The organism is Dactylosporangium sp. NPDC049140, from assembly GCF_040648435.1.
The window spans coordinates 97,544-118,317 of sequence record NZ_JBEZDS010000001.1; the positions used below are offsets into that span (position 1 = coordinate 97,544).

At 71.9% G+C, this 20,774-nt stretch carries 20 protein-coding genes and 1 tRNA gene; 11 read left to right on the forward strand and 10 right to left on the reverse strand.

Annotated elements, in window-relative coordinates; genetic code table 11:
• Positions 1-14 precede the first annotated feature (14 nt).
• The 4 genes from AB0B76_RS00430 (at position 15) to AB0B76_RS00445 (ending at position 2,908) form a co-directional block, all read left to right on the forward strand.
• Positions 15-90: transfer RNA gene (locus tag AB0B76_RS00430), tRNA-Arg, on the forward strand.
• Positions 54-1,586: an ankyrin repeat domain-containing protein gene (locus AB0B76_RS00435; RefSeq protein ID WP_360366944.1), complete on the forward strand. Its 1,533-nt coding sequence runs from the start codon at positions 54-56 to the stop codon at positions 1,584-1,586. Before AB0B76_RS00430 ends, AB0B76_RS00435 begins: the two co-directional genes overlap by 37 nt.
• Positions 1,587-1,644: 58 nt before the next feature.
• Complete coding sequence (locus AB0B76_RS00440; protein ID WP_360366947.1) at positions 1,645-2,121, forward strand: Pycsar system effector family protein; 477 nt, start codon at positions 1,645-1,647, stop codon at positions 2,119-2,121.
• A 61-nt stretch (positions 2,122-2,182) separates the two neighbouring features.
• Positions 2,183-2,908: a hypothetical protein gene (locus AB0B76_RS00445; RefSeq protein ID WP_360366950.1), complete on the forward strand. Its 726-nt coding sequence runs from the start codon at positions 2,183-2,185 to the stop codon at positions 2,906-2,908.
• Positions 2,909-2,946: 38 nt separating this feature from the next.
• On the opposite strand, the gene AB0B76_RS00450 is transcribed toward AB0B76_RS00445, so the two are convergent.
• Positions 2,947-4,203, reverse strand: a complete 1,257-nt coding sequence (locus AB0B76_RS00450; protein WP_360366953.1) for a pectate lyase — start codon at positions 4,201-4,203, stop codon at positions 2,947-2,949.
• A gap of 163 nt (positions 4,204-4,366) precedes the next feature.
• Positions 4,367-6,838, reverse strand: coding sequence for a LuxR C-terminal-related transcriptional regulator (locus AB0B76_RS00455; protein ID WP_360366956.1), 2,472 nt, complete (start codon positions 6,836-6,838; stop codon positions 4,367-4,369).
• 78 nt (positions 6,839-6,916) lie between these two features.
• Between AB0B76_RS00455 and AB0B76_RS00460 the strand changes: the two genes are divergently transcribed.
• On the forward strand, positions 6,917-7,585 hold the full coding sequence (locus AB0B76_RS00460) for an ABC transporter ATP-binding protein (protein WP_360366959.1): 669 nt from the start codon (positions 6,917-6,919) through the stop codon (positions 7,583-7,585).
• Positions 7,582-9,867, forward strand: coding sequence for an FtsX-like permease family protein (locus tag AB0B76_RS00465; RefSeq protein WP_360366962.1), 2,286 nt, complete (start codon positions 7,582-7,584; stop codon positions 9,865-9,867). Before AB0B76_RS00460 ends, AB0B76_RS00465 begins: the two co-directional genes overlap by 4 nt.
• Positions 9,868-10,011: 144 nt before the next feature.
• Here AB0B76_RS00465 and AB0B76_RS00470 read toward each other — a convergent pair whose 3' ends face one another.
• The 7 genes from AB0B76_RS00470 to AB0B76_RS00500 form a co-directional block, all read right to left on the reverse strand.
• Positions 10,012-10,203 (reverse strand): hypothetical protein, encoded by a 192-nt coding sequence (locus AB0B76_RS00470; protein WP_360366965.1) that lies wholly within the window; start codon positions 10,201-10,203, stop codon positions 10,012-10,014.
• A gap of 70 nt (positions 10,204-10,273) precedes the next feature.
• A complete protein-coding gene (locus tag AB0B76_RS00475; RefSeq protein WP_360366968.1) occupies positions 10,274-10,420 on the reverse strand; it encodes a hypothetical protein in 147 nt (48 codons plus the stop codon).
• 87 nt (positions 10,421-10,507) lie between these two features.
• The gene (locus AB0B76_RS00480) at positions 10,508-11,413 is read right to left on the reverse strand and encodes a helix-turn-helix transcriptional regulator (RefSeq protein ID WP_360366971.1); all 906 of its coding nucleotides are present in this window, start codon (positions 11,411-11,413) and stop codon (positions 10,508-10,510) included.
• 242 nt (positions 11,414-11,655) lie between these two features.
• Positions 11,656-11,799 (reverse strand): hypothetical protein, encoded by a 144-nt coding sequence (locus AB0B76_RS00485; RefSeq protein WP_360366974.1) that lies wholly within the window; start codon positions 11,797-11,799, stop codon positions 11,656-11,658.
• A 141-nt stretch (positions 11,800-11,940) separates the two neighbouring features.
• Positions 11,941-12,453, reverse strand: coding sequence for a DinB family protein (locus AB0B76_RS00490; RefSeq protein WP_360366977.1), 513 nt, complete (start codon positions 12,451-12,453; stop codon positions 11,941-11,943).
• Positions 12,454-12,463: 10 nt separating this feature from the next.
• The gene (locus AB0B76_RS00495) at positions 12,464-14,206 is read right to left on the reverse strand and encodes a hypothetical protein (RefSeq protein WP_360366980.1); all 1,743 of its coding nucleotides are present in this window, start codon (positions 14,204-14,206) and stop codon (positions 12,464-12,466) included.
• Complete coding sequence (locus AB0B76_RS00500) at positions 14,191-14,958, reverse strand: ABC transporter ATP-binding protein (protein WP_360366983.1); 768 nt, start codon at positions 14,956-14,958, stop codon at positions 14,191-14,193. The genes AB0B76_RS00495 and AB0B76_RS00500 overlap by 16 nt, the downstream gene beginning before the upstream one ends.
• Before the next feature lie 138 nt (positions 14,959-15,096).
• On the opposite strand from AB0B76_RS00500, the gene AB0B76_RS00505 reads away from it, so the two are divergent.
• Positions 15,097-15,402, forward strand: a complete 306-nt coding sequence (locus AB0B76_RS00505; RefSeq protein ID WP_360366986.1) for a nucleotide pyrophosphohydrolase — start codon at positions 15,097-15,099, stop codon at positions 15,400-15,402.
• 45 nt (positions 15,403-15,447) lie between these two features.
• Here AB0B76_RS00505 and AB0B76_RS00510 read toward each other — a convergent pair whose 3' ends face one another.
• Positions 15,448-15,753: a helix-turn-helix transcriptional regulator gene (locus AB0B76_RS00510; RefSeq protein WP_360366989.1), complete on the reverse strand. Its 306-nt coding sequence runs from the start codon at positions 15,751-15,753 to the stop codon at positions 15,448-15,450.
• Positions 15,754-15,880: 127 nt separating this feature from the next.
• On the opposite strand from AB0B76_RS00510, the gene AB0B76_RS00515 reads away from it, so the two are divergent.
• Genes AB0B76_RS00515 through AB0B76_RS00530 form a run of 4 tightly spaced genes read left to right on the forward strand, consistent with a single transcriptional unit; the run spans position 15,881 to position 20,589 of the window.
• The gene (locus tag AB0B76_RS00515; protein WP_360366992.1) at positions 15,881-16,675 is read left to right on the forward strand and encodes a hypothetical protein; all 795 of its coding nucleotides are present in this window, start codon (positions 15,881-15,883) and stop codon (positions 16,673-16,675) included.
• Positions 16,676-16,727: 52 nt separating this feature from the next.
• Positions 16,728-17,846 (forward strand): hypothetical protein, encoded by a 1,119-nt coding sequence (locus tag AB0B76_RS00520; RefSeq protein WP_360366995.1) that lies wholly within the window; start codon positions 16,728-16,730, stop codon positions 17,844-17,846.
• Positions 17,843-19,303 (forward strand): hypothetical protein, encoded by a 1,461-nt coding sequence (locus AB0B76_RS00525; protein ID WP_360366998.1) that lies wholly within the window; start codon positions 17,843-17,845, stop codon positions 19,301-19,303. Before AB0B76_RS00520 ends, AB0B76_RS00525 begins: the two co-directional genes overlap by 4 nt.
• Complete coding sequence (locus AB0B76_RS00530) at positions 19,300-20,589, forward strand: AAA family ATPase (protein WP_360367001.1); 1,290 nt, start codon at positions 19,300-19,302, stop codon at positions 20,587-20,589. The genes AB0B76_RS00525 and AB0B76_RS00530 overlap by 4 nt, the downstream gene beginning before the upstream one ends.
• Positions 20,590-20,774: the final 185 nt, after the last annotated feature.

Here is a 20,774-nt window from a genome sequence, read left to right on the forward strand (position 1 = left end):
ACGCTCATGCGCGGCAGGCCGTAGTGCAGAGGTCGTCACGCCACCTTGCGAAGTTGGAGGACGCCGGTTCGAATCCGGTCGGCCTGCCCATCGACCCACGCGAGCTGCCCTTGTGGCGCAACATCCGCGCCGAGATGCCGCCGCCCGAGCTCGTGGCGGCGGCGGCCTCGGCCCGCGCCGGGGGCGACTGGCGCGCCGCCGCCGCCCTGATGCCGGTCACGGTCGACGTCGACCTGGCCGGCGTCCACGCCCGCTTCGGCGCCGGCTCGGCCGACCGGCTCGAGGACGACCTGCGCCACCTGGCCCTCGACCTGCTGTGGTGGCACCTTCCGCGGCACCGCGGCGGGCGGTCCACCCTGCAGGCCCAGGTCGCGGCGGTACTCGCCCCCCGCGCCCGCGCCTCGTGGGAGCCGCTGCTGCATCTGCGCCTGCCGCAGTCGCCGACGGGGCCGCAGCGGGCCCACCTGAGCGTCGTGACGCTGGCGGACCTGCGGGACCAGCGGTGGTACTACGCGCCGCGGTACACCTGGGACGTCCGCGAGACCGCAGGGCTGGCGGAGCAGTGGGCCGCGCCGGAGGTCTTCGCCCTGCTGGCCGCGGGCGACTACCACCAGGCCTGGCGCCACTGCGGGATCACGCTGGACTTCGACGACCTCTCCTGCCTGCAACGCCCGGCGACCTCGCCGACGAGCCCGGTCGGGGTGGCGACGCTGGCCCGCGAGGCGGCGGAGGCGTTCGGCGTGGACCGGGTGGCGACGATGCTGGGGGCGTACCTGACCCTGCACGTGTCCTCGCTACGGGCGGAGCCCTCCGACCCCAGCGAATACCTGGAGATCCCCGTGCGCATTCCCACGACGTCGGTGCCGCCGGACCTCGCTCTCCTCGCCGCTGGTCTTCTGTCGCCGTCCGACTTGCACCCGCTCATTCGGGACGTTGCTACGAAAAGTCCGACACTTCGTGATCGGACTTTTCGAACTTATACCCCGACAGGGGATTTGCCAGATTCACTAGCATTCTTTCGCTCGCGCTGCGGCGGGGTCTGGCACCGGCTCACGATCACGGGCGGCGCCCTCACGCTGCTGGATCACGACGAGCCGGAGCAGCGGCGCGAGGCGGCCCTGCGCGCACTGGGCGGCGACAGCCACGGCTGCTACGCCGTCGAGCAGGCCTGGCAGCAGGGCGGCGCGCGGCTGCCCAAGGCCCTGCACGAGTACCGCCGCGGGATCATGCACCGGCTGCAGTTCGGCGACACGGAGTACCTGCTGCGCGGCCTCGCCGGCGGCACCATCGACCCCCGGATGCGCGCGAACAACGGCTGGTCGCTGCTGCACATGGCGATCTGGCTCGACCACGAGCGGGCCCTGCCGGCGCTGCTGGCCGCGGGCGTGCCGGTCGACGGGGCGGACCGGATCGGCCGGACGCCGCTGTACGAGGCGGTGATGCAAGGCGGCTCCCCCGAGCTGATCCGCGGGCTGCTGGCGGCGGGCGCGGACCCGATGGCCGAGACCGTGCACGGGGCAACGCCACGGTACGCCGCGCGCAACTACAGCAACGGGCGCGACCTCAGCTTCCTGGCGAATTCCTGACACGGCAACGCCCCAGAAATCGGGGATCGCGCCGGGCAATGCGCCGCACGCTGGGGGCATGAACCCGAACGAGTTCGCGTGGCGGGTGCACGCCGCCCTCGAGTCCTGGACCACCCGCGCCGATGTGAAGGCGTCGATCCTGCTCGCGGTCGAGGGCGGCGCGGCCGTCTTCGTCGTCGGCACCCCGGACGGCCGCCGAGACTGGCCGGTCGCGGTGATCCTGTTGCTGCTGCTGGCCGCGATGGCGACCACGGCCGCGGTGGTCCTGCCGATCCTGGGCCCGCGCCGGATGCACCGGGTCGAGTTCACGCAGCATTCGGTGTACTTCGGGCACCTGCGCCACTGGCAGCCGGTCGAACTGACGGGCCACCTGAACACCCTGACGCCCGACGACGAGCTGGCGATGATGGCCAGCCAGCTGGTACGGATGAGCCGGCTCAACTGGCGCAAACACCGTCTGCTGCAGGCCTCGGTCGTGCTGCTGGCCGCGGCCGTCGCCGCGATGGGAGTCCTCACCGTCGCCGGCGCGTACTAGCCGGAATCGCCCGGCCGTCCGGCCGTGCCGCGGCGGTCGCGACCGAACCTAGGCTGCGGTGATGTCGATTGACGGATTCGTACGGCGCCTGCTGATCGGCGTCGACGCCAGCGGGTACGGCGGGCGCGTCGACGCCGACCAGGACGACCTCCAGCACGCCCTGCCCGCGGTGCTCGACGAGGCGGCCCGCCGGGCGGGGCTGGACCGGTCCGGGTGGGATCGCCAGCCCGCCGGGGACGGCGAGCTCGCGGTGCTGCCCGAGCCGGAGTCCGAGGTACGCGTCGTCGACGACTTCGTGCGCGAGCTCAACACGGCGCTCGGGCGGCGCAACCGGTTCGCGCGGCCCGAACACCGGCTCCGGTTGCGGCTCGGCATCCACCACGGCGTCGTGAAGCCGGCCCCGATGGGCTTCGCCGGCAAGGGCGTCGTGCAGGTGAGCCGGCTCGTGGACGCGCCGGTGACCCGCGCGGCGCTCGCCGACGGGCGCGCCGACCTCGCCGTGATCGTCTCCCGCGTGATCTTCGAGGACGTGGTCGAGCAGGCGCACACCGGCCACGACCCGGCGCGGTTCGCCCGGGTCGCGGTCGAGAACAAGGAACTGCGTGAGGACGCCTGGCTGTACGTGCCCGACCGCTTCGCGCCCCCGTCCGGGGCTTTGACGGCCGCCACGGCTCCACCGGCTTCACCGCCTGAGTCGAGTGCTCCGCGCGGCGACACGGTCATCACGAACATCACCGCCGACAGCATCTCGATGGAGCGGCCGGTCTTCGGGTTCACCAACCGCTAGAGCGGCGGACGGCCCGAGCCGCCCGCCGCCCGCGGCCACTACTTGTAGGTGATGTCGGAGGACTTGAAGTTGCAGTGGCCGTCGCCCATCCCGTCACCGAGATACTTCGGCTCGCTGCCCTTCGCCACGCCCGTGTACTCCGCGCAGATGTGGATGCCGGACGAGCTCTGCACGACCACCCGGGACAACGTGGCGGTGTCGCCCCAGTTGGTGTTGATGCCCACCACGTACTTGGTCTTGTTCAGCAGCACGTTGTCGACGGTCACGTGCCGCTCGTAGTGGTTGGTGCAGTTGCCGCAGCCGCGGTACAGCTTGCCGATGTCGCTGGCGTAGAAGTTGCTGATGTGCACGGTGCCGGAGCCGTTGTGCTGGAACACCTTGTCGGAGGCCGACTTGGCGCCGCCGCCGATGACGTACGAGTCGCCGTTGGTGCCCAGGAACGTCGCCGCGTCCTCGCCCACGTCCTCCCACCACACGTTCTGGATGGTGCAGCGGCCGAGGCAGTGCACGCCGTCGCCGGCCGGGGAGCCGATGATGACGTTCTTCAGCGTCGCGCCGTCAGAGAGCTCGAACATCGGGTCCTGGCTCTCGCTCTGGCCACCGTCGCCGATGCAGCAGTACCGCTTCATGCCGCCGTCGAGGGTCCCGCTGACCTTGATCGTGCCGCTCACGGACGCGGAGCCGCTGGCGGACGGCCACGCGCCGGTCGGGGTGCTGCCGCCGCCGGTGGTCGGGGTGCTGCCCCCGCCGCCGGAGCCCAGCTTGACCAGCTGCCACTGCTGGTTCGCGCCGTCGAGGTTCGTGTACCCGTCGAGCATGGCCCCGTCGGCGGTGGACCACTCCCAGGTCTCGATGACCTTGTTGCTGTGGCGGTTGACGAAGCGGACGTACCCGCCCGACGAGTCCTGCAGCCGGAAGTGCTGCGTGGTCGAGCCGTTGTCGGCGTTCTGCACGAGCTGCAGGCCGTCGGTGGCGTTGGGCAGGTCGAGCACCTTGCCGCTCATCACCGACTTGATCTTGTAGTACCCCGAGCCGGCGTCGACGAACTTCCACTGCTGGACGGCGAGGTCGTTGCGCGACCACTGGTTGACCGGCGCGCCGTCGTTCGTCGCCCAGTTGTAGACGTCGATGACCTTGCCGCTGTTGTGGTTGACGAACACGTACGTCGCGCTGGTGTCGACGGTGGCCGCGGACGCCGAGTTCGTGGCGACCAGCGTCACCCCCGCCACCGCGACGACACCGGACGCGGCGGCGAGCGCGAGCCGCACCCGCCGCCGCGTGGAACTGGATTGCATCTGCTCCTCCATTCAGGGGAAAGCGCTTTCCTGAACGGGAACCTAGGGCGTTTTCGAAACGCGCGTCAACCGCCTGCAACAAGCCTGCAACCGGCCCACGGGATGTTACGTAACATCGGCGATGGTCGCTGTAAATTACACCGTACGCTGGACAACGCCGGCTCTAGTTCAGGTCGAGGCGGGCGAGCTGGGTGCGGCTCGTGACGTTGAGCTTCGGGAACGCGCGGTACAGGTGGTAGCTCACCGTCTTCGGGCTGATGAACAGCGTCGCGGCGATCTCGCGGTTGGTCCGGCCCGCCGCGGCCAGGCGCACGATCTGCAGCTCCTGGGGGGACAGCGCGGCCAGGGAGTCACCCGCGCGGGCCGGGATCGCCTCGCCCGCCGCGCGCAGCTCCGCCCGCGCGCGCTCGGACCACGGGTCGGCGCCCAGACGGTCGAAAAGATCGGCGGCGGTACGCAGGTGCGTGCGCGCCTCGGTCTTACGGCGGTCGCGGCGCAGGCGCTCGCCCAGGATCAGATGGGTGCGGGCGGCCTCCCACGGGAAGTCGGCGGGAACGGTGTCGACCGGGGACAGCAGCGCGCGGCAGCGGGTCACGGCGGCCGTGGCCCAGGGCGACGGGCACGCCGCCGCCCAGGTCTCGAAGCGGGCGCAGGCGGCCTCGGCGCGGCCGCGGTGGCCGGCTCGGAGCGCGGCCTCGGCCCGGTCGGGGGTCAGGTACACGCCCTGGATGCGGCGGCCGGCCGGACCCGCGAGGGCGGACTCCAGGCGGTCCGAGGCCTCCGCGAAGCGACCCCGGCCCAGGTCCAGCAGGGCCAGGGCCCACACCGACCAGGCCTGATCGGCACCCCCGGCAATGCGTTCCTCGCCCCGGGCCGCGGCGATCCAGGCCAGGACGCCCTCGAGCTCGGCCCGCACCGTCGGGTCGGCGGGCAGCTGGAGGCCCTCGGCCGCCGTGGCCACCGCGTCGCGGAAGCGTCCCAGGTGCAGCTCGGCCGCGGCCAGGGTCGCGTGCGCGCGTGGCAGGCGGCCGACCGCGCCCTCGGCCCTCGCCCGGGCGGCCACCGAGGCGGCGATGTCGCGGCTCGCCTCGAAGGCGCCGATCAGGCCGGCGACGAAGGCCGCGTCGAGCCCGTCGGCCTCGGCGACCAGCTCGGCCATCGCGGCCACCCCCTCGGGCGGCGGTGCGGTGCCGTTCACGGCGGCCAGGGCGGCGTCGAGGCCGACGGCGGAGCGCAGGCCGCGCGCGTGCAGGAGGCGGGACACCTCGGCCAGGCGCGCCGCGTCGCCGAGCAGCCACGCGTTGCGGGCCGCGTCGAAGAGCATCGGGCCCGCGATCGACCGGGGCGCGTCGGCGGCGGCGGTCAGCAGCAGGTCGTGCGCGGTCGCCACGTCGCCGTCGTCGAAGGCCAGCTTGGCCCGCAACGCCAGAGCATGATCCAGAGGCAGGCGCTCCAGCAACGCCCGGACCTGGTCGGGCGGCCCGGCCGCGTCCGCGGCCTCGGCGGCGGCGACCAGACGAGCAACCCGACCGGTAGCTGGGCTCAGCTCCGCGGCACGGCGGAGGGCGGCGGCCGCGGCCGCGTAGCCCTTGCGGCCCCGAGCCCGCTCGGCCGCCTCCTCCAGGGCCGCCGCGGCCTCCTCGTCCGGGCCGGTCGCGGCGGCGGCCAGGTGCCAGGCGCGGCGGTCCGGGTCGTCGACGACGCCGGCGAGGGCGCGGTGCGCGGCGAGGCGACGGTCGAAGGTGGCGTGCCGGTACGCGGCGGCGCGCAGCAACGGATGCGTGAAGATGACGCGGCCGTCGACGACTTCGATGAGATGTCCGCGTTCCGCCTGCGCGAGTGTGTCCATCTCGGCACCGGCGCGCACGAGGGTGGCGAGGTCGGCCTCGTCGTCGGTAGCCGCCAGGAGCAGGGCCTCGGCCGGCAACGTGTCCAAACGTGCAGCGAAGGCCTGTTGAATGCGTTCGGGTAATGGCAGCGGGCGGTCATCGGCGCCGGACCGTGGCAGTTCGAGCAGCGCGAGGGGGTTGCCCGCGGCCTCGGCGACGATGCGGTCCCGGACGGCGGCGGGCACCGGCCCGATCAGGTGCGCGGCCGCGTCGGGCGACAGCGGCCGCAGCATGTGGTGGGGCAGATCCCCGAAGGCATCGCGGGTGGCCACCAGCAGGGCTACCGCCTCGGCCTCCAGGCGCCGCGCCGCGAAGAGCAGGGCCTGGGCGGAGGCGCGGTCGAGCCAGTGGGCGTCGTCGACGAAGCACGCGACCGGGCCCACCTCGGCCAGCAGCGACAGCACCGCCACGCCGATGAGCAGCTCGTCGCCGCCGGCCGCGGGGCCGAGCCCGAGCGCGGCCCGCAGCGCGTCGGCCTGCAGCGGAGGCAGGGCGTCGAGGCGGCCGAGCACGGGGTGCAGCAGCTGGTGGAGGGCGGCGAAGGGTACCTCCGCCTCGGTTTCGACCCCCGCGCACCGCAGCACCGTCATCCCGGCGGCGGCGTCGCGGGCCTGCCGCAGCAGTGCGGTCTTGCCGATGCCGGGGTCGCCGCGCAGCACCAGCACGGCGCTGGACCCGGCGCGGGCCCGGCCCAGCACGCGTGCGACAAGCGCCTGATCGGCCTCCCGCCCCCAGAGCACGATCACCGACCCTACCGCCCGTAGGGGCCCGACCGGTCATGTGTCCGGTACCGGCTGGGGTCCCGCGATTCCTAGCTTTTCGGTATGGGAGTGCAGTTGCAAGAGGTCATCCGGCGGTACCCGAACGGCGTCACCGCCCTCGACAACGTCTCCGTGGACTTCGGGCCCGGAACCTTCACGGCGGTCATGGGCCCCTCCGGCTCGGGCAAGTCGACGCTGCTGCAGTGCGCGGCGGGGCTGGACCGGCCGACGAGCGGGCGCGTGGTGCTCGACGGGCAGGACCTCACGGGGCTGAGCGAGCGGCGGCTGACCCTGCTGCGCAGGCGGCGGATCGGGTTCGTGTTCCAGGGGTTCAACCTGCTGCCGGCGCTCACCGCGCGGCAGAACGTGGGCCTGCCCATGCGGCTGGCCGGACAACGTACGGACCCGAACGCGCTCGAACGAGCGCTCCAAAGTGTCGGTTTGGGCGACCGGGGCGGACATCGGCCGCACGAGCTGTCCGGCGGGCAGCAGCAGCGGGTCGCGATCGCCCGGGCGCTCGTCACGAGGCCCGCGGTGCTGTTCGCGGACGAGCCGACCGGGGCCCTGGACACCGCGAGCGGAGGCGACGTGCTGCGGCTGCTGCGCGGGCTCGTCGACGAGCACGGCCAGACGATCGTGATGGTGACGCACGACCCTGTCGCCGCCTCGTTTGCGGACCGTATCGTCACCCTCACCGACGGTCGCGTCGTGCGTGAGTCGGTGCCGGCGTGATCCGCATCGCCGCGGCCACCATCAGGCTGCGCCGCCTGTCGTTCGTGGGCACCTTCATCGCGCTCGCGCTCGGCTCGGCGTTGATGGCCGCGCTCGGGCTGGTGCTCGACACGACGGTGACCGCGCCACCGAGACCCCCGCAGCGGTACTCCACCGTGCCCGTCGTCGTCGCCGGGTCCCAGACCCTCACCGTGCCGACCGGGCGGGGCGGGGCGAGCGCGCCGCTGGCCGAGCCGCGGGGCGTGCCGGCCGACGTCGTCGCCGCGTTCCCGGACGCGGTCGTGGACCGGGTCTTCCGCGCGTACTACGGCCGCGACGGGGTCGGGCGCCCCTGGTCGGCGCTCGGCCTCGACGGGCAGGCGCTGCGCCAGGGCCGGGCGCCGGCCGCGGACGACGAGATCGCGGTCGCCGACGGGCGGCTCGGCGACCGGGTGCCGGTCGTGACGGACGGCGGGCTCGTGCGGTACACCATCGTCGGCATCGTCACCGACGGACCGCAGCCGGCCGTCTTCTTCACCGACGCCCGCGCCGCCGCCCTCCACCCCCGCGTCGACGCGCTCGCGCTGACCCGCTCCGCGGACGATGTGCGTTCCGTCATCGGCGACCGCGCGATCGTGCTCACCGGACAGGATCGCGCGCGCCTCGACGCAAACCGCGAGCCGGATGCGCGCGATCGCAACAACGCCGCGACGATCGTGGGCATCGCGCTCGGGTTCGCCGCGTTCGTGGCGATCTTCGTCGTCGCGTCCACGTTCGCCTTCGCCGTGGCCCAGCGCCGGGCCGAGTTCGCCCTGCTGCGGGCCACGGGGGCGACCCCGGGACAGATCAGGCGGATGGTGTACGCCGAGGCGCTGCTCGTCGCCGTCACCGCCGCGGCCGCGGGCACCGCCGCGGGGCCGTGGCTCGCTGCCCGAATCTCGTCGCAATTTGTCCCCGCCTGGGTCTCCACGCTCAGCAACGCGCACTGGCCACTGTGGACTTCGTTCGGTACCGGTGCCGCCGTCGCTTTGCTCGGTGCGCTCGCCGCGGCCTGGCGGGCCGGCCGGGTGCGGCCCGGAGAAGCGCTGCGGGAGACGGCGGTCGAGCCGCGGGTCATGCCGCTGACACGGTGGGTGCTCGGCCTCGGGGTGCTGGGCACGGCGCTGGTCACGATGGCGGTCACGGCCATCGGCGACCCGGGCGCGGCGACGAACCGCAAGACGTACATGCCGGTCGTGATGCTGCTGGTCGCCGCGGCCGGGCTCCTCGCGCCGGCCCTGGTCCGGCCGGTGGCCCGGGCCGTGGCCGCGGCGCTGGACCGGCCGCGCGGGGCGACCGGCCTGGTCGCGTCGGCGTCGGCGCGGGCATCGGCGCGGCGGACGGCGGCGATCGCGGCGCCGGTGCTCGTGACCGTGGGGCTCGCGGCCGCCCTGCTCACCGCGTCGGCGCTGACCGACACCGCGAAGGTCGCGCTGGACAAGCCGCCGATCCCGGCCGCGGCGACGGTGGTGGCGACCGGCGGGGCGGGTCTGGATCAAGAGCTCGTTCGCGCACTGCCGGATGCACAGTTCTCGACGCCGACGAGCGTTTACACGCTGGAGGGCGACACCGCGCTCATCCGCCGCGAAGCCCTGGCGGTCACGTGGGTACCCGACGACGCGGTAATGGTGACGCCGGACCTCGCCCTGCCGGTCGGCTCGACGGCGCACGTGTGGCTCGCGGACGGCTCGCCGGCCGCGCTGCGCGTGATCGGCGAGCTGCCGCTGGGCAGCCCGGCGGACCTGCTGGTCGGCGCGGGCAACGCCTACTCGGCGCGGCCGACGGTGGCGTACCTGTCCGCGCGCGTCCCGATCCCGCCCGGACACAATGCGACGTATTCGAACGCTCGGACGGCCGGCCCGAGCGCGAGCCGCACCGGGCTGTTCGTGGTGCTCGCGATCGTGCTCGGCTACACCGCGCTCAGCCTCGTGAACACGCTGCTCATGGCCGCGCCGGACCGCGCCGGCGAGCACCGCACGCTGCGGTTGCTCGGCGCCCTGCGGTCGCAGATCCTGCGCGTTTCGCTGCTCGAAGTGCTCATTTCGGTGGCGATCGGTGTCGTACTCGCGTCCGCCTGCGCATTCATAGCCGTCGGCAGCCTGTGGCTCACGCTGCTACGCGTGACGGGCCCGCTGACGATCACGGTGCCGTGGTTGCCGCTCGGCGCGATTACCGCCGGCACGATCGCGCTGGCCCTGCTGACCGCGCTGGTCAGCGGTGCTCGCCCGGTTGCTCGCGCTTCCGGTGGCGGCGCACGTGGGTGAGCGCCTCGACGATCGCCTCGACGGGCTGTTCGCCCACCGCGCCGGTCAGCGGTGCACGTCCGGTTGCTCGCGCTTCCGGTGGCGGCGCACGTGGGTGAGCGCCTCGACGATCGCCTCGACGGGCTGTTCGCCCACCGCGCCGGGTCAGCGGTGCACGTCCGGTTGCTCGCGCTTCCGGTGGCGGCGCACGTGGGTGAGCGCCTCGACGATCGCCTCGACGGGCTGTTCCAGGTAGTTGAAGTCCGGCACGGCGACCGCCTCGGCGCGCTCGTGCAGGTTGGCCGGAGTGACGGTGTCGTCGATCCGTGCCACGTGGTGGTGCCCGTTGCGATCCATGACGCCCTCCTCAGCGGAGCCGGTGCACACCGCTATCATTGCACTGTGCAAGCACCTGGTCCAGCGGATGTCACCCCTCGTCGGGCCCGGGGTACTCGCGGCGGCGGTGGCGCCGCACCGGCACTGCGGCGTCGAGCTCCAGCCGCTTCAGGACGTCGTCGTCCCGATCCTGCTGCCGGGAGCTGATCTCTTCGGTCCGCGTCACGTCACGATCCATGACGCCCTCCTCGAACGGAGCCGGGGGTTGCATAATGTACTTAGATAATCGCACTATGCAACCCCCAGCGCCATCGAAGTTGACCACTCAGCCCATGGTCTTCTGCCCGTCGATCGACTCGCGCAGGAGATTCGCGAAGACCGCCGTGGTGTCGTCAGGCTTTCCGGCCGCGACGCTGAGCCGTGACCACGCCTCGAAGTACGGGTCGGACTGCCACGCGTCGGTGAAGAACTGCGCGCTCTCCAACTGCTCCAGGTACACGACATCGAGCAGCTTCTCGCTGCGCAGCCGCAGGATCGAGAACGAGGTGCCGGTGCCCGCGTGGCCGCCGGCGCTGTTCGGCAGCACCTGAATCCTGATGTACCGCCGCTCGTTGGCCTGGACGAGCGCCTTCAGCTGTTCGCGCATGACGTGCGGCCCGCCGATCTGCTGGCGGAGCGCGGCCTCTTCGACCACCGCCCACACGTGCGTCGAACGCTGCTCGTGCAGGATGCGCTGGCGCTCCATCCGCACGTCGACCCGGCGCCGAACCTCGGCCTCGTCGGTGTACCGCAGCCGCATGACCGCCTCGGCGTACGCCCGGGTCTGCAGCAGGCCGGGGATGAACTGCACCTCGTACGTCCTGATCAGGTGCGCCGCCGACTCGAGCAGCAGATAGGAGCAGAACCAGTCGGCCAGCAGGTCGCGGTGCTGGTACCACCATTGGCGGCTGCCGGCCCGGCGCGTGAGGTCGAGCATCGCCCGTTGCTCGGCGACGCTCGTGACCCCGTACAGGTCGAGCAGCCGCTCCAGGTCCTCTTCCTTCACCTTGACCCGGCCGAGCTCGAGCCGGCTGATCTTCGTTTCGTCGCCGCCGATGTGCCGCCCGGCCTCCGCGCGGCTGATGTCGCGCGCATTGCGGAAGTCCCGGAGCTGCCGGCCGATCATCTCCCAGACCACCTGCGGGCGGGCGGTGGCCGGCTCGGCCCGCGACGCCGATCCGGGCGCTTTCACCGCGACACCGGGCCCCGCCCGGCGATCGGCACGCGCGGTGGCCGGCTCGGCCCCCGACACCGGCCCGGGCGCCTTCACCGCAACACCGAGCCCCGCCCGGCGATCGGCACGCGCGGCCGCCGGCTCAGCCCCCGACACCGCCCGGCGATCGGCACGCGCGGCCGCTGGCTCAGCCCCCGACGCCGCCCGGCGATCGGCACGCGCGGCCGCCGGCTCAGCCCCCGACGCCGGTCCGGGCGCCTTCACCGCGACACCGAGCCCCGCCCGGCGAGCCGACCGGCGATCCGGTCGGCGAGGCTGACGCAGCCGACCCCGGCCACCACGGCCAGTTCCGGCTGCGCCAGCACGGCCCCGAGCACCGCGAGGCTCGTCAGCAGCGCTTCCAATGCGATTAAGCTCAGCAGCTCTCGTCTCGAGCCGTGCCCACACTGGCACCCCTCTAAGGTCACGCGCTGTATGGTGCCGACTTACCCTTGAGTAATACAAGTACATCTGCACGTGTGCATGCACGTGCAGACGCCCGGTGGTCAGCCCATGGTCTTCTGTCCGTCGATCGACTCGCGCAGGATGTCGGCGTGGCCGGAGTGCTGCGCGGTCTCGGCGAGGATGTGCGTGAACACGCGGCGGGCCGAGCGGCGCGCCCCCGGCTTGAACCAGGGGGCCGGCGGGAGCTCGTGGGAGGCGTCGAGGTCACACGTCTGCAGGAGTTTGTCGGTTTCGGCGGCGATTGCGTCGTACCGCTGCAGGATTTCGGCCAAAGTCTCGTCCTCCAGCAGTTTGAAGCCGTTGGCCCACTCCTGGAAGCCGCGCTCGTCCTCGGGCATGGCCACGGCGGCCGGGCCCTCGGTGATGAACCGCGCCCACTGCCGCTCGATCTCGCCCACGTGCTTGATCAGGCCGCCGAGGGTCAGCTCGCTCGCCGTGGGGCGCTGCCGCGCCTGCTCGTCGGTCAGGCCCTGCACGGTGTACTTGAGGAAGTGGCGAGCGACGCCCAGGGACTCCAGCAGGTCGGCGCGCTCGGCGGTATCAGTCGTCGTCATACCGGGAACTTTAAGCGGGGATGCGGTCAGCTTCTGGCCGCTTCCGCACAACCCACAGCGCGCTTCCGTACAGCCCGAGGCCGAGCAGGATGAACCCGATCGCCACCGCGTAGCTCCACGGCGACGGCAGGTACGTGGCCAGGAACCACGACATGTCCGCCTTACCGTTGAACACGAATATGAGCGCGACGATGCCCTGCGGGAAGAGCGGGATGGCGCCGAGGCCGAAGCCCAGGCCGGCGATGTTCTTCTGGGTCTTGGACAGCTCGTCGTAGCCCTTCATGGCCGACGACGCCGGCTTGCGGCCCGTGCGCATGGTGTCGAGCAGTTCGGGGCCGTGGGTGCGCAGCCGGCGCTCGGCGAGCCGGCCGAAGAGCCAGTAGCACAGCGCGCCCGTGACAACACCTACCGCAACCCCCGCCCAGCCGAGCCACAGCGCGGCCAGGCCCGCGGGCACGCCGGTCAGCAGGACGAGGAACAGCATGAGGTACGCCAGGCCGGTCAGCCCGCCGTCGTCCTCGCTGGTGCGCAGCGGGTTGCCGGTGCGGCGGTGCGGGTCGGTGGCCGGCACGAGCGCGTAGACCGAGACCAGCGGCACGAGGCCGGCCGCGCCGCCGAGCAGGGCGGCCAGGAGCGCCAGGATCAGCGGCCACGGACCGCCGACGATCGCGGTGCACACAACGGACAGTGCGATTGCGATCGTTCCCTGCGTGGTGATCCAGGCGAGCTGGCGGCCGCGGACGTCGGTGGCGCCCGGGGTCATCATCGTGAGCCACAGCGCGGTGCCGTCGGTGCCGTACAGGTTGGAGGCCATGCCGGCGGCCATCACGATGAAGATCGGCCCGGCGTACGGCAGCATCCCGTTCCAGCCGATCACCAGCGGACTCGCGGCGAACCAGAAGCCGTAAGCGAGTGCGAACGCGAGCTGGTGGTTACGGACAAGGTCGCGCGTCCAAGTGCGCATTTCCTTGGCGACGACGGCCCCGGCCGCGGTGGACGCGGTGATCGGGCGCTGTGCACGTCCGGACACTCGCGGACGACCGGCCCGGCGGCCGAGCAGCGCGGCCCAAAGACCGAGCAGCAGCAGTACCAGTGCAGCCAGTGCGCCAAGCGCCCACCACTGGCCCCGGACGGCCAGCAGGCCCCAGGACGAGGGCAGGTACCACACCGCGGCCGGCGTGCCCGCCACCCCGAACGCGACCATGAACACCCAGATCTGGCCGAGCGACGACAACACGACGCCGTTGATGACGCCCGCCACGATCGCGCCGACCCTGCTTCTCAAGGCAACGCCGACAACAGCGACGGCGATCTTCGACAACAACACGAAAACTGCCAATTGCAACAGCATCGCCGGTACCGCCACCAGCGCATTGACCACGCCCAGCCGCGCGCCGGCCACGATCAGCCCCGCGAGCGCCCCGAGCGTCACCAGCGGCGCGACGCCGACGAACGACGCGGTGAGCAGCCCGGCCGCGAGGCGCCGCGGCGAGATGCCGAGCATCGAGAAGTACTCCGGGCGCAGGGTCTCGTCCCCGCCGCCCATGAACACCGGGCCGAGCATCCAGCCCAGCAGCCACACGGCGAGCCCGGCGGCGAGATAGTCCGGGCTCAGGTACCCGAGGAAGGCGGTCCCGGCCGCCAGCAGGACCCCGATGGCCGCACCGGTGCCGGCCAGCTGGGCGCGCTGCCCGCGGTACGAGTGCCGCATCACCGCGACCTTCATCTGCGCCATGGTCATTTCGACAGCCACGACAGCTCCTTCGACATCCCGGCCCGCTCCCCGCCGACCAGCTCCACGAACGTCTCTTCCAGCGACCGCGCACCGCGCACGGACTCGAGCGGCCCCGCGGCGACGACCTTGCCGCCGTCGACCACCCCGACGTGGTCGCACAGCTGCTCGACCAGCGCCATGACGTGACTGGACAACACGATCGACCCGCCCGCGGCGACGAACCCGCGCAGAATCGTCTTGATGGTCGCCGCGGACACCGGATCGACAGCCTCGAACGGCTCATCGAGCACCAACAGCCGCGGAGCGTGCAACAACGCGGTGGCGAGCCCGATCTTCTTGCGCATACCGGTGCTGTACTCGATCACGAGCGTGCGTTCCGCGTCGTCCAGCTCGAGCACGGCGAGCAGCTCACTTGCGCGCTGCGCAACGACGCTCTTGTCCATCCCGCGCAGCAGCCCGAGGTACGTCAGCACCTCGCGCCCGGTAAGCCGCTCGGGCATCGCGAGGCCGTCGGGCAGCACCCCGACGAGCGCCTTGGCCTTGGCCGCCGTCCAAACGTCCTGTCCGAAGATGCGCGCCACGCCGCCATCCGGACGCAAAAGCCCAACTGCCATCGACAACGTGGTCGTCTTCCCGGCACCGTTCTGCCCGACAAGCCCGAAGAACGACCCTTGCGGCACAACGAGATCGATGGCGTCAACGGCGACCTTGTCCCCGAAGCGCTTGGTAAGCCTGGCAATCTCGAGCGCCGGCCCCGTTTCCTGTGACATGCCATTGAAGATAGGGGATCTTCAAAACGAGCGGACTGACGCTGATCCCCGGATCGGGGTGCAGATATCTACACCTGCGACCCACGCCCCATAAGGCCATCTGCGTTCAGAACCGGTCGCTGTGGTGACGTGACCCCGGTGACGAACGAGTGGCCCGCTCAAGTCCAGCAGCAACTACGCCGGTTCGCGGAGGAACGCGACTGGCCGCAGTACCACACCCCGCGCAACCTGCTGCTGGCCCTGGTCGGCGAGGTCGGAGAGCTGACCGAGCTGTACCAGTGGGACCCGGCGGAGCCACCCCCGTACCCCCGGGTGGCCGAGGAGATCGCCGACGTAATGATCTACCTCCTCCGCTTCGCCGACGTGACGGGCATCGACGTAGCGAAGGCGGTCGCGGACAAGATCGCCTACAACGAGACCCGTTTCCCGAAGGCCGCACGTTGAGCCGCCAGGCCGGGGAGGGCCACTTCGAGCGCGCGCCGAGACCCGTCACTCCGGAGGGCTGAACGCCGCCAGTTCGGCCCGCGAGCCCAGGTCGAGCTTCCTGAAGATCCGGCGCAGGTGGTAGTTCACCGTGTGCGCGCTGATGCCCAGCCTCGTCGCGATGTGGCGGTTGATCAGGCCCCTTCGCACGAGCCGGGCCACCTCCCGCTCCCGCTCGCTCAGCGCGGCCCAGCCGTTCGTCGTCTCGTTCCGCGCCGATGGCATGACGGCCACGACCACGATCTCCCGGTCTCCTGGCACGTCGGCCAGAACCCCGCGTAGTACCGCCTCCAGCGCGGCGATGTCGTACATGTCGACCCCCTGAACCGAACGCTTGGCGTTTAGTGGAACTTACTGGAAAATAGCGGAGGCATGCAACAACGTTTCTGGATGGAAGTGGGGATTGCTGGAAATTACTGGGAGGCGTACGGTCGGGGGCATGACCGGTGACGCGGAGGAGATCGAGCGCGAGCTCGCCGCCCTCCGGGCCCAGGTCCGGCAGGCCCGGGCGGCCGGCGATCGGCCGCGCGAGCGGGCGCTCCGAGCCCAGCAGCGCGCGCTCGAGACGGCCTGGGAGGAGTCGCTCGCGCCGGCGACGGCGACGGCGACGGCCACGGTCGCCGCGCCGCGCGAGGGCGGGTCGCTGCTGCCCCTGCGCGAGCAGGTCCACGGGGCGCTCACCCTGCTCGCCGTGCCGGCCACGCCCAAGTTGATCGCGCAGGTCTACAACGCGTGCTTCAGCGGCGACATCGACAGCGCCAAACTCACCAGCCTGCGCCGGGACGAGGAGCGGTCGTTCCGGATGAACGCGTTCGCGCGGCCGTACTACCTGTGCGCGGCCCTCGCCGCCGACCGCTTCTCGCCGGTGCGCGGGCTGCTCGCGATCTCCACGTGGCCACTCGAACAGCGGGTCATCGGCGCGCTCAGCCCGCGCGTCGACTTTCTCCGGGCGGCGGTCAGGATCGCGGAACACGTCGATCGTCTGCCTGATACCGACCGCGCCGCCGCGCGCCTACTGTGGCTGTTCGCCGAGAACATCCCGGGCGCGGCGGACGGCGTCGGCTCAGCAAAACCACAGGTCGTCATCCGCGCCGCCGAGAACGAACTGGCGACGCACGAACCGGTCGACCGGTCGCACCGCGAAGCGGCCGCCGCCCGGGCCCGGGCCCAGCTCGACGACGCCGGCCAGCTGTTCGGCGTCAGCCTGAAGGCGGTGCCCAAGACCGGCACCTGAGGCCGGCGCTGGTGCCGAACCGGCACGTGAACCACCGCGAAGGAAGTGCCACGTGAACAGCACCGAGGAGCGGCTCGCCGAACTGCGCGGGCCGGTACCGCCACTTCCCCACAACGCCCGCACGATCGCCGCGCTCACCACGAACCCCGGCTGCGCGCGCCGCGCAGTCATGGACGCCGCGGGTGTCGACAAACGCGCAATCGCCGCACGCGTCGGTTACGCCCCGCCCTACGGCCAGTCCCCGTTCGCCATCACGCGCACGCGAGCGTTCACCGCGCAGGTGAAGGCGAACGGCTGCGCGGAACTGCTGCGCCTGCTGCGCGAAACGCTGCAACTGGACATCAAGGAAGTGGCGTATCAGGACCTCGAGGACGCGGCCGGCAACGAGAGCCAGGAGGTGCGGCACAAGCTCGCCCGCCAGGTGCTCGGCGCCGCGGCGGAGCAGGTGAACGAGGCCGGCACGCTGTTCGACCACCCGCTGCTGCGACTGCCGGTCGGCGGCCGGCAGGTGTTTCTCGAGCCCGACCTCATCGCGTTTCAGTACCAGGGGATCTTCCACGTCATCGAGATCAAGTCTTTCGCGGTGATCGACGGCCAGGCCGACGGCGGGAAGGTGGCTTCGGCGGCGGTGCAGTCCGCGGTGTACGTCGTGGCGCTCCGACGGCTCCTGGACGAACTCGGACACGATCCGGCGACCGTTTCCGATCGAGTCGTGCTCGTCTGCCCCGAGAACTTCTCCAATCACGCGGTCGCCACGCGGCTGGACGTACGGCGGCAGCTGACGGTGCTCAGGCGGCAACTGCAGCACATGACGCGCATCGACGAGCGGTTGACGCACATCGACGACGACGTGACGTTCGACCTGGCCCCCGACCGTGACGGACGTCCGACGCGCGCGGTCGGCGAACTCTGCGACGCAATCGAACACATTCCCGCGCGGTACTCCCCCGAGTGCCTGTCGACCTGCGAGATGTCGTACTTCTGCCGCAACGAGGCCCGCGGCAGCACCCACGCGCTGGGCAAGTCGGTGGCCGAGGAGCTGGGCAGCGTGGCGACGGTCGAGACCGCGCTGCTGCTCGCCGCGGGCGCGCTCGAGCCTTCCCCCGAACAGCAGGAGGCGGCGACGGTACTGCGAGCCGCCCTGCGCCTGCGCGAAGAGTGCCTCGCATGAGCTCACTGACCGCTCTTGCACGAGCGTTGGCCGTTCGCGACCGGACCGCGCAGCCCATCACCACGGTGCGCCACGTCCACCTGGCCGAACGACCATTGGTCCTCATACCGCTGGCCCTGGCCGGCGAGGCGAACGCGCCATTGGCCGCGATGCTCGGCGACGACCCCGACCACCCGCGCCTGCTGCTCGTGCCACAACCGCGCAACCGCGACCAGCGCTTCCAGTTCGCGGCGGAGCTCGGACGCGCGTTCGTGTCGTACGTGGACAGCTTCGCGCGCCACCAGGAGGACGTGCGCGGCCGGCGCCGCTTCACCGACGCCCCGCAGATCCTCGTCCCCAACCCCGGCGGCGTCGAGTTCGTGCGGCTGTTCGGCCGCTCCACGAGGCTCCGCCGCACATACGGCGAGTACGCCGTTGCGCGCGTCGTGCCCCTGCTCGGACGCTGGCTGACGTACTTCGCCGAGCGCGCCGAACACCCCGGCTCGTCGCTGATGCTCGCGATGACCTCGGCGCTGAGCGCGCACTGGGCCACGGGTCAGAGCGCGATGGAGGACGCCAACCTGGCCGCGCTGCTCGCCTGGTTCGACGACGACCCGTTCGAGGCCGCGCGGGACGCCGAGGATCCGGAGATCTGGCCGCCGGCCGGCCCGGCGACCGACCCGGCGTTCGACGCGGCCACGCTGATGCCGGCCATCGAGCGGTACGCGCGCACCGACGCCGACACCGCGGCCCGCCAGGCGGCGCTCACCCGCCTCTCGGAGGCCCTGCGCAGCCAGCTGGAGCCGACGTGGCGACTGATGTGGCGCGGCGTCGAGCTGCTGCGTTCGCTGCGGCCGGGCGAGAGCGTGCTGGACCGCTGGGCCGAGGACCGCGACTCGTACACGAACTACGTCGACTACTTGCGCAGCGACGGCTCCCTGCCGCAGGCCCGCCGCGACAACGCCGTGGCCGCCGCCCGCCGCCTGAACCGTCTGGAGCGCGCGCAGGCCTCGTTCGACGCCCAACGAGCCCTGGACGACCCGCTGGTGATGGCCGAGTTCCGCCTTTCGGGCGAGGCTTTCGCGGGCTCGGTCGTCGCGGCCGACCCGACCCGCCTGGACGCCACGGGCCCGCGCCGCAAGCTCCGTCCACATGTGACGGTTCGCACCTCGGATCCGTTGCGCCTTGCCGTCGGTACCGACGTCCAAAGCCCTTCCCGCCGCGCTCAGACGGCCCGGATCGTCGAAATCGACGGCTCCGACGTCGTTCTGGAGCTGACGGGCGGCATGGGCCGCGCCCTCACCCCGGCGCCCGGCAGCGTCCCTGAGGTGGGCGAACAGGTCACGTACAGCACCGTGTCGACGGGTTTCCAGCCCGGGGGCAACTTCCCGCCGGTCGAGGACACGCCCTGGACCCACGGCGGCCCGCCCCCTCCGCCGGAGCCGACGGAGGAAGACGCCGTGGAGGCCTGGTCATGACCGACGTGCTGCCCGCGGTGATGGAACACCTGCAGTTCGCGGACGCTCCCGGAGTGGTCGTCGACTCGCCCCCGGGCGCGGGAAAATCCACCCTGGTCGTACGCGCTGCACGCCACATCGCCGAAAGCGGCGAACCGCTGGCCATCGTGGCACAAACGAACGAGCAGGTGGACGATCTGATCGCCAACCTGGCCCGCTCGGCCCCGACGTTGCCGATCGGCCGCCTGTCGGCGCAGGGTTATGTCCCCGTGCCGCGAATTGCGACACAAAACAACGTCACGGTGGACAACGCGATCGCCGGCCTGGCCGGCTCCGCCGTGGTGATCGGCACCGCGGCCAAGTGGTCGACCCTGACCCAGGGCGCGTGGCCGTGGGCGATCGTCGACGAGGCGTACCAGATGCGCTCGGACGCCCTGCTGCAGATCGCGGGCCGCTTCGACCGCACCCTCTTCGTGGGCGACCCGGGCCAGCTGGACCCCTTCTCCACGGTGGACACCGAGCGCTGGGCCGGCCTGTCGTGGGACCCGCAGTTGAGCGCCGTGGCGGTACTGCTGCGCCACAATCCCGAGATCCCGGTCCACCGCCTGCCGGTGTCCTGGCGCCTCCCGGCCACGGCCGCACCGGTGATCTCCGAGGCCTTCTACCCGTTTACGGGCTTCACGTCCGGCACCGCACACTCCGACCGTTCGTTGTCGTTCGCCACGCACGCCTTCGGTTCGTCCCCAGTGGACAGGACCCTGGAGACCGCCGCGGCAACCGGCTGGGCGTTGCACGAACTACCGGCCCGGCACACCATGCGCACGGACGACGAGGTGGCCCGGGCCTGCGCCGCGGTCGCCCTGCGCCTGCTGGAACGCGGCCCGGTGGCGGTCTCGGAGAAGTCCCGGGCGGGCGCGCAGGTAACGGCGGACCGAATCGCCATCGGCACGGCGCACCGCGACCAGGCCGCGGCGGTACGCCAACACCTTCCGCCGAATTCGGGCATCACGGTGGACACGGCGAACCGTCTCCAGGGCCGCGAGTACGACGTAACCGTGATTTGGCACCCACTGTCGGGCCGCCGGGATGCAACGGCCTTCCACCTGGAGGCGGGCCGCCTTTGCGTGCTGACATCGCGCCATCGACACGCGTGCATCGCGGTCGCGCGGGCGGGAATCTCGGAACTGCTGGACGCCCACCCGTCAACGGGCCGCGTGTACCTGAACGAAATCGTGAAGTTCCCGGACGGCTGGGAGGCGAACCAGGCCGTCATGTCCCACCTCGAACAACACCGCGTACCGGCCTGACAGCGGACACCGCGTGGACCCGGGGCAGTCGCCGCGACGTGAACGATCTGCCCGCGGGGGCACAATGCCGCGCAGCAATGGCAGTTCGTGAACGGCAAGCTGTGCAGCCCGGCCAACGGTACGCAGCTTCCGGCAGTGATCCCCGCACACGGCCCGTACTCCCCCAGAGTTCGGGCCGTGTGTTT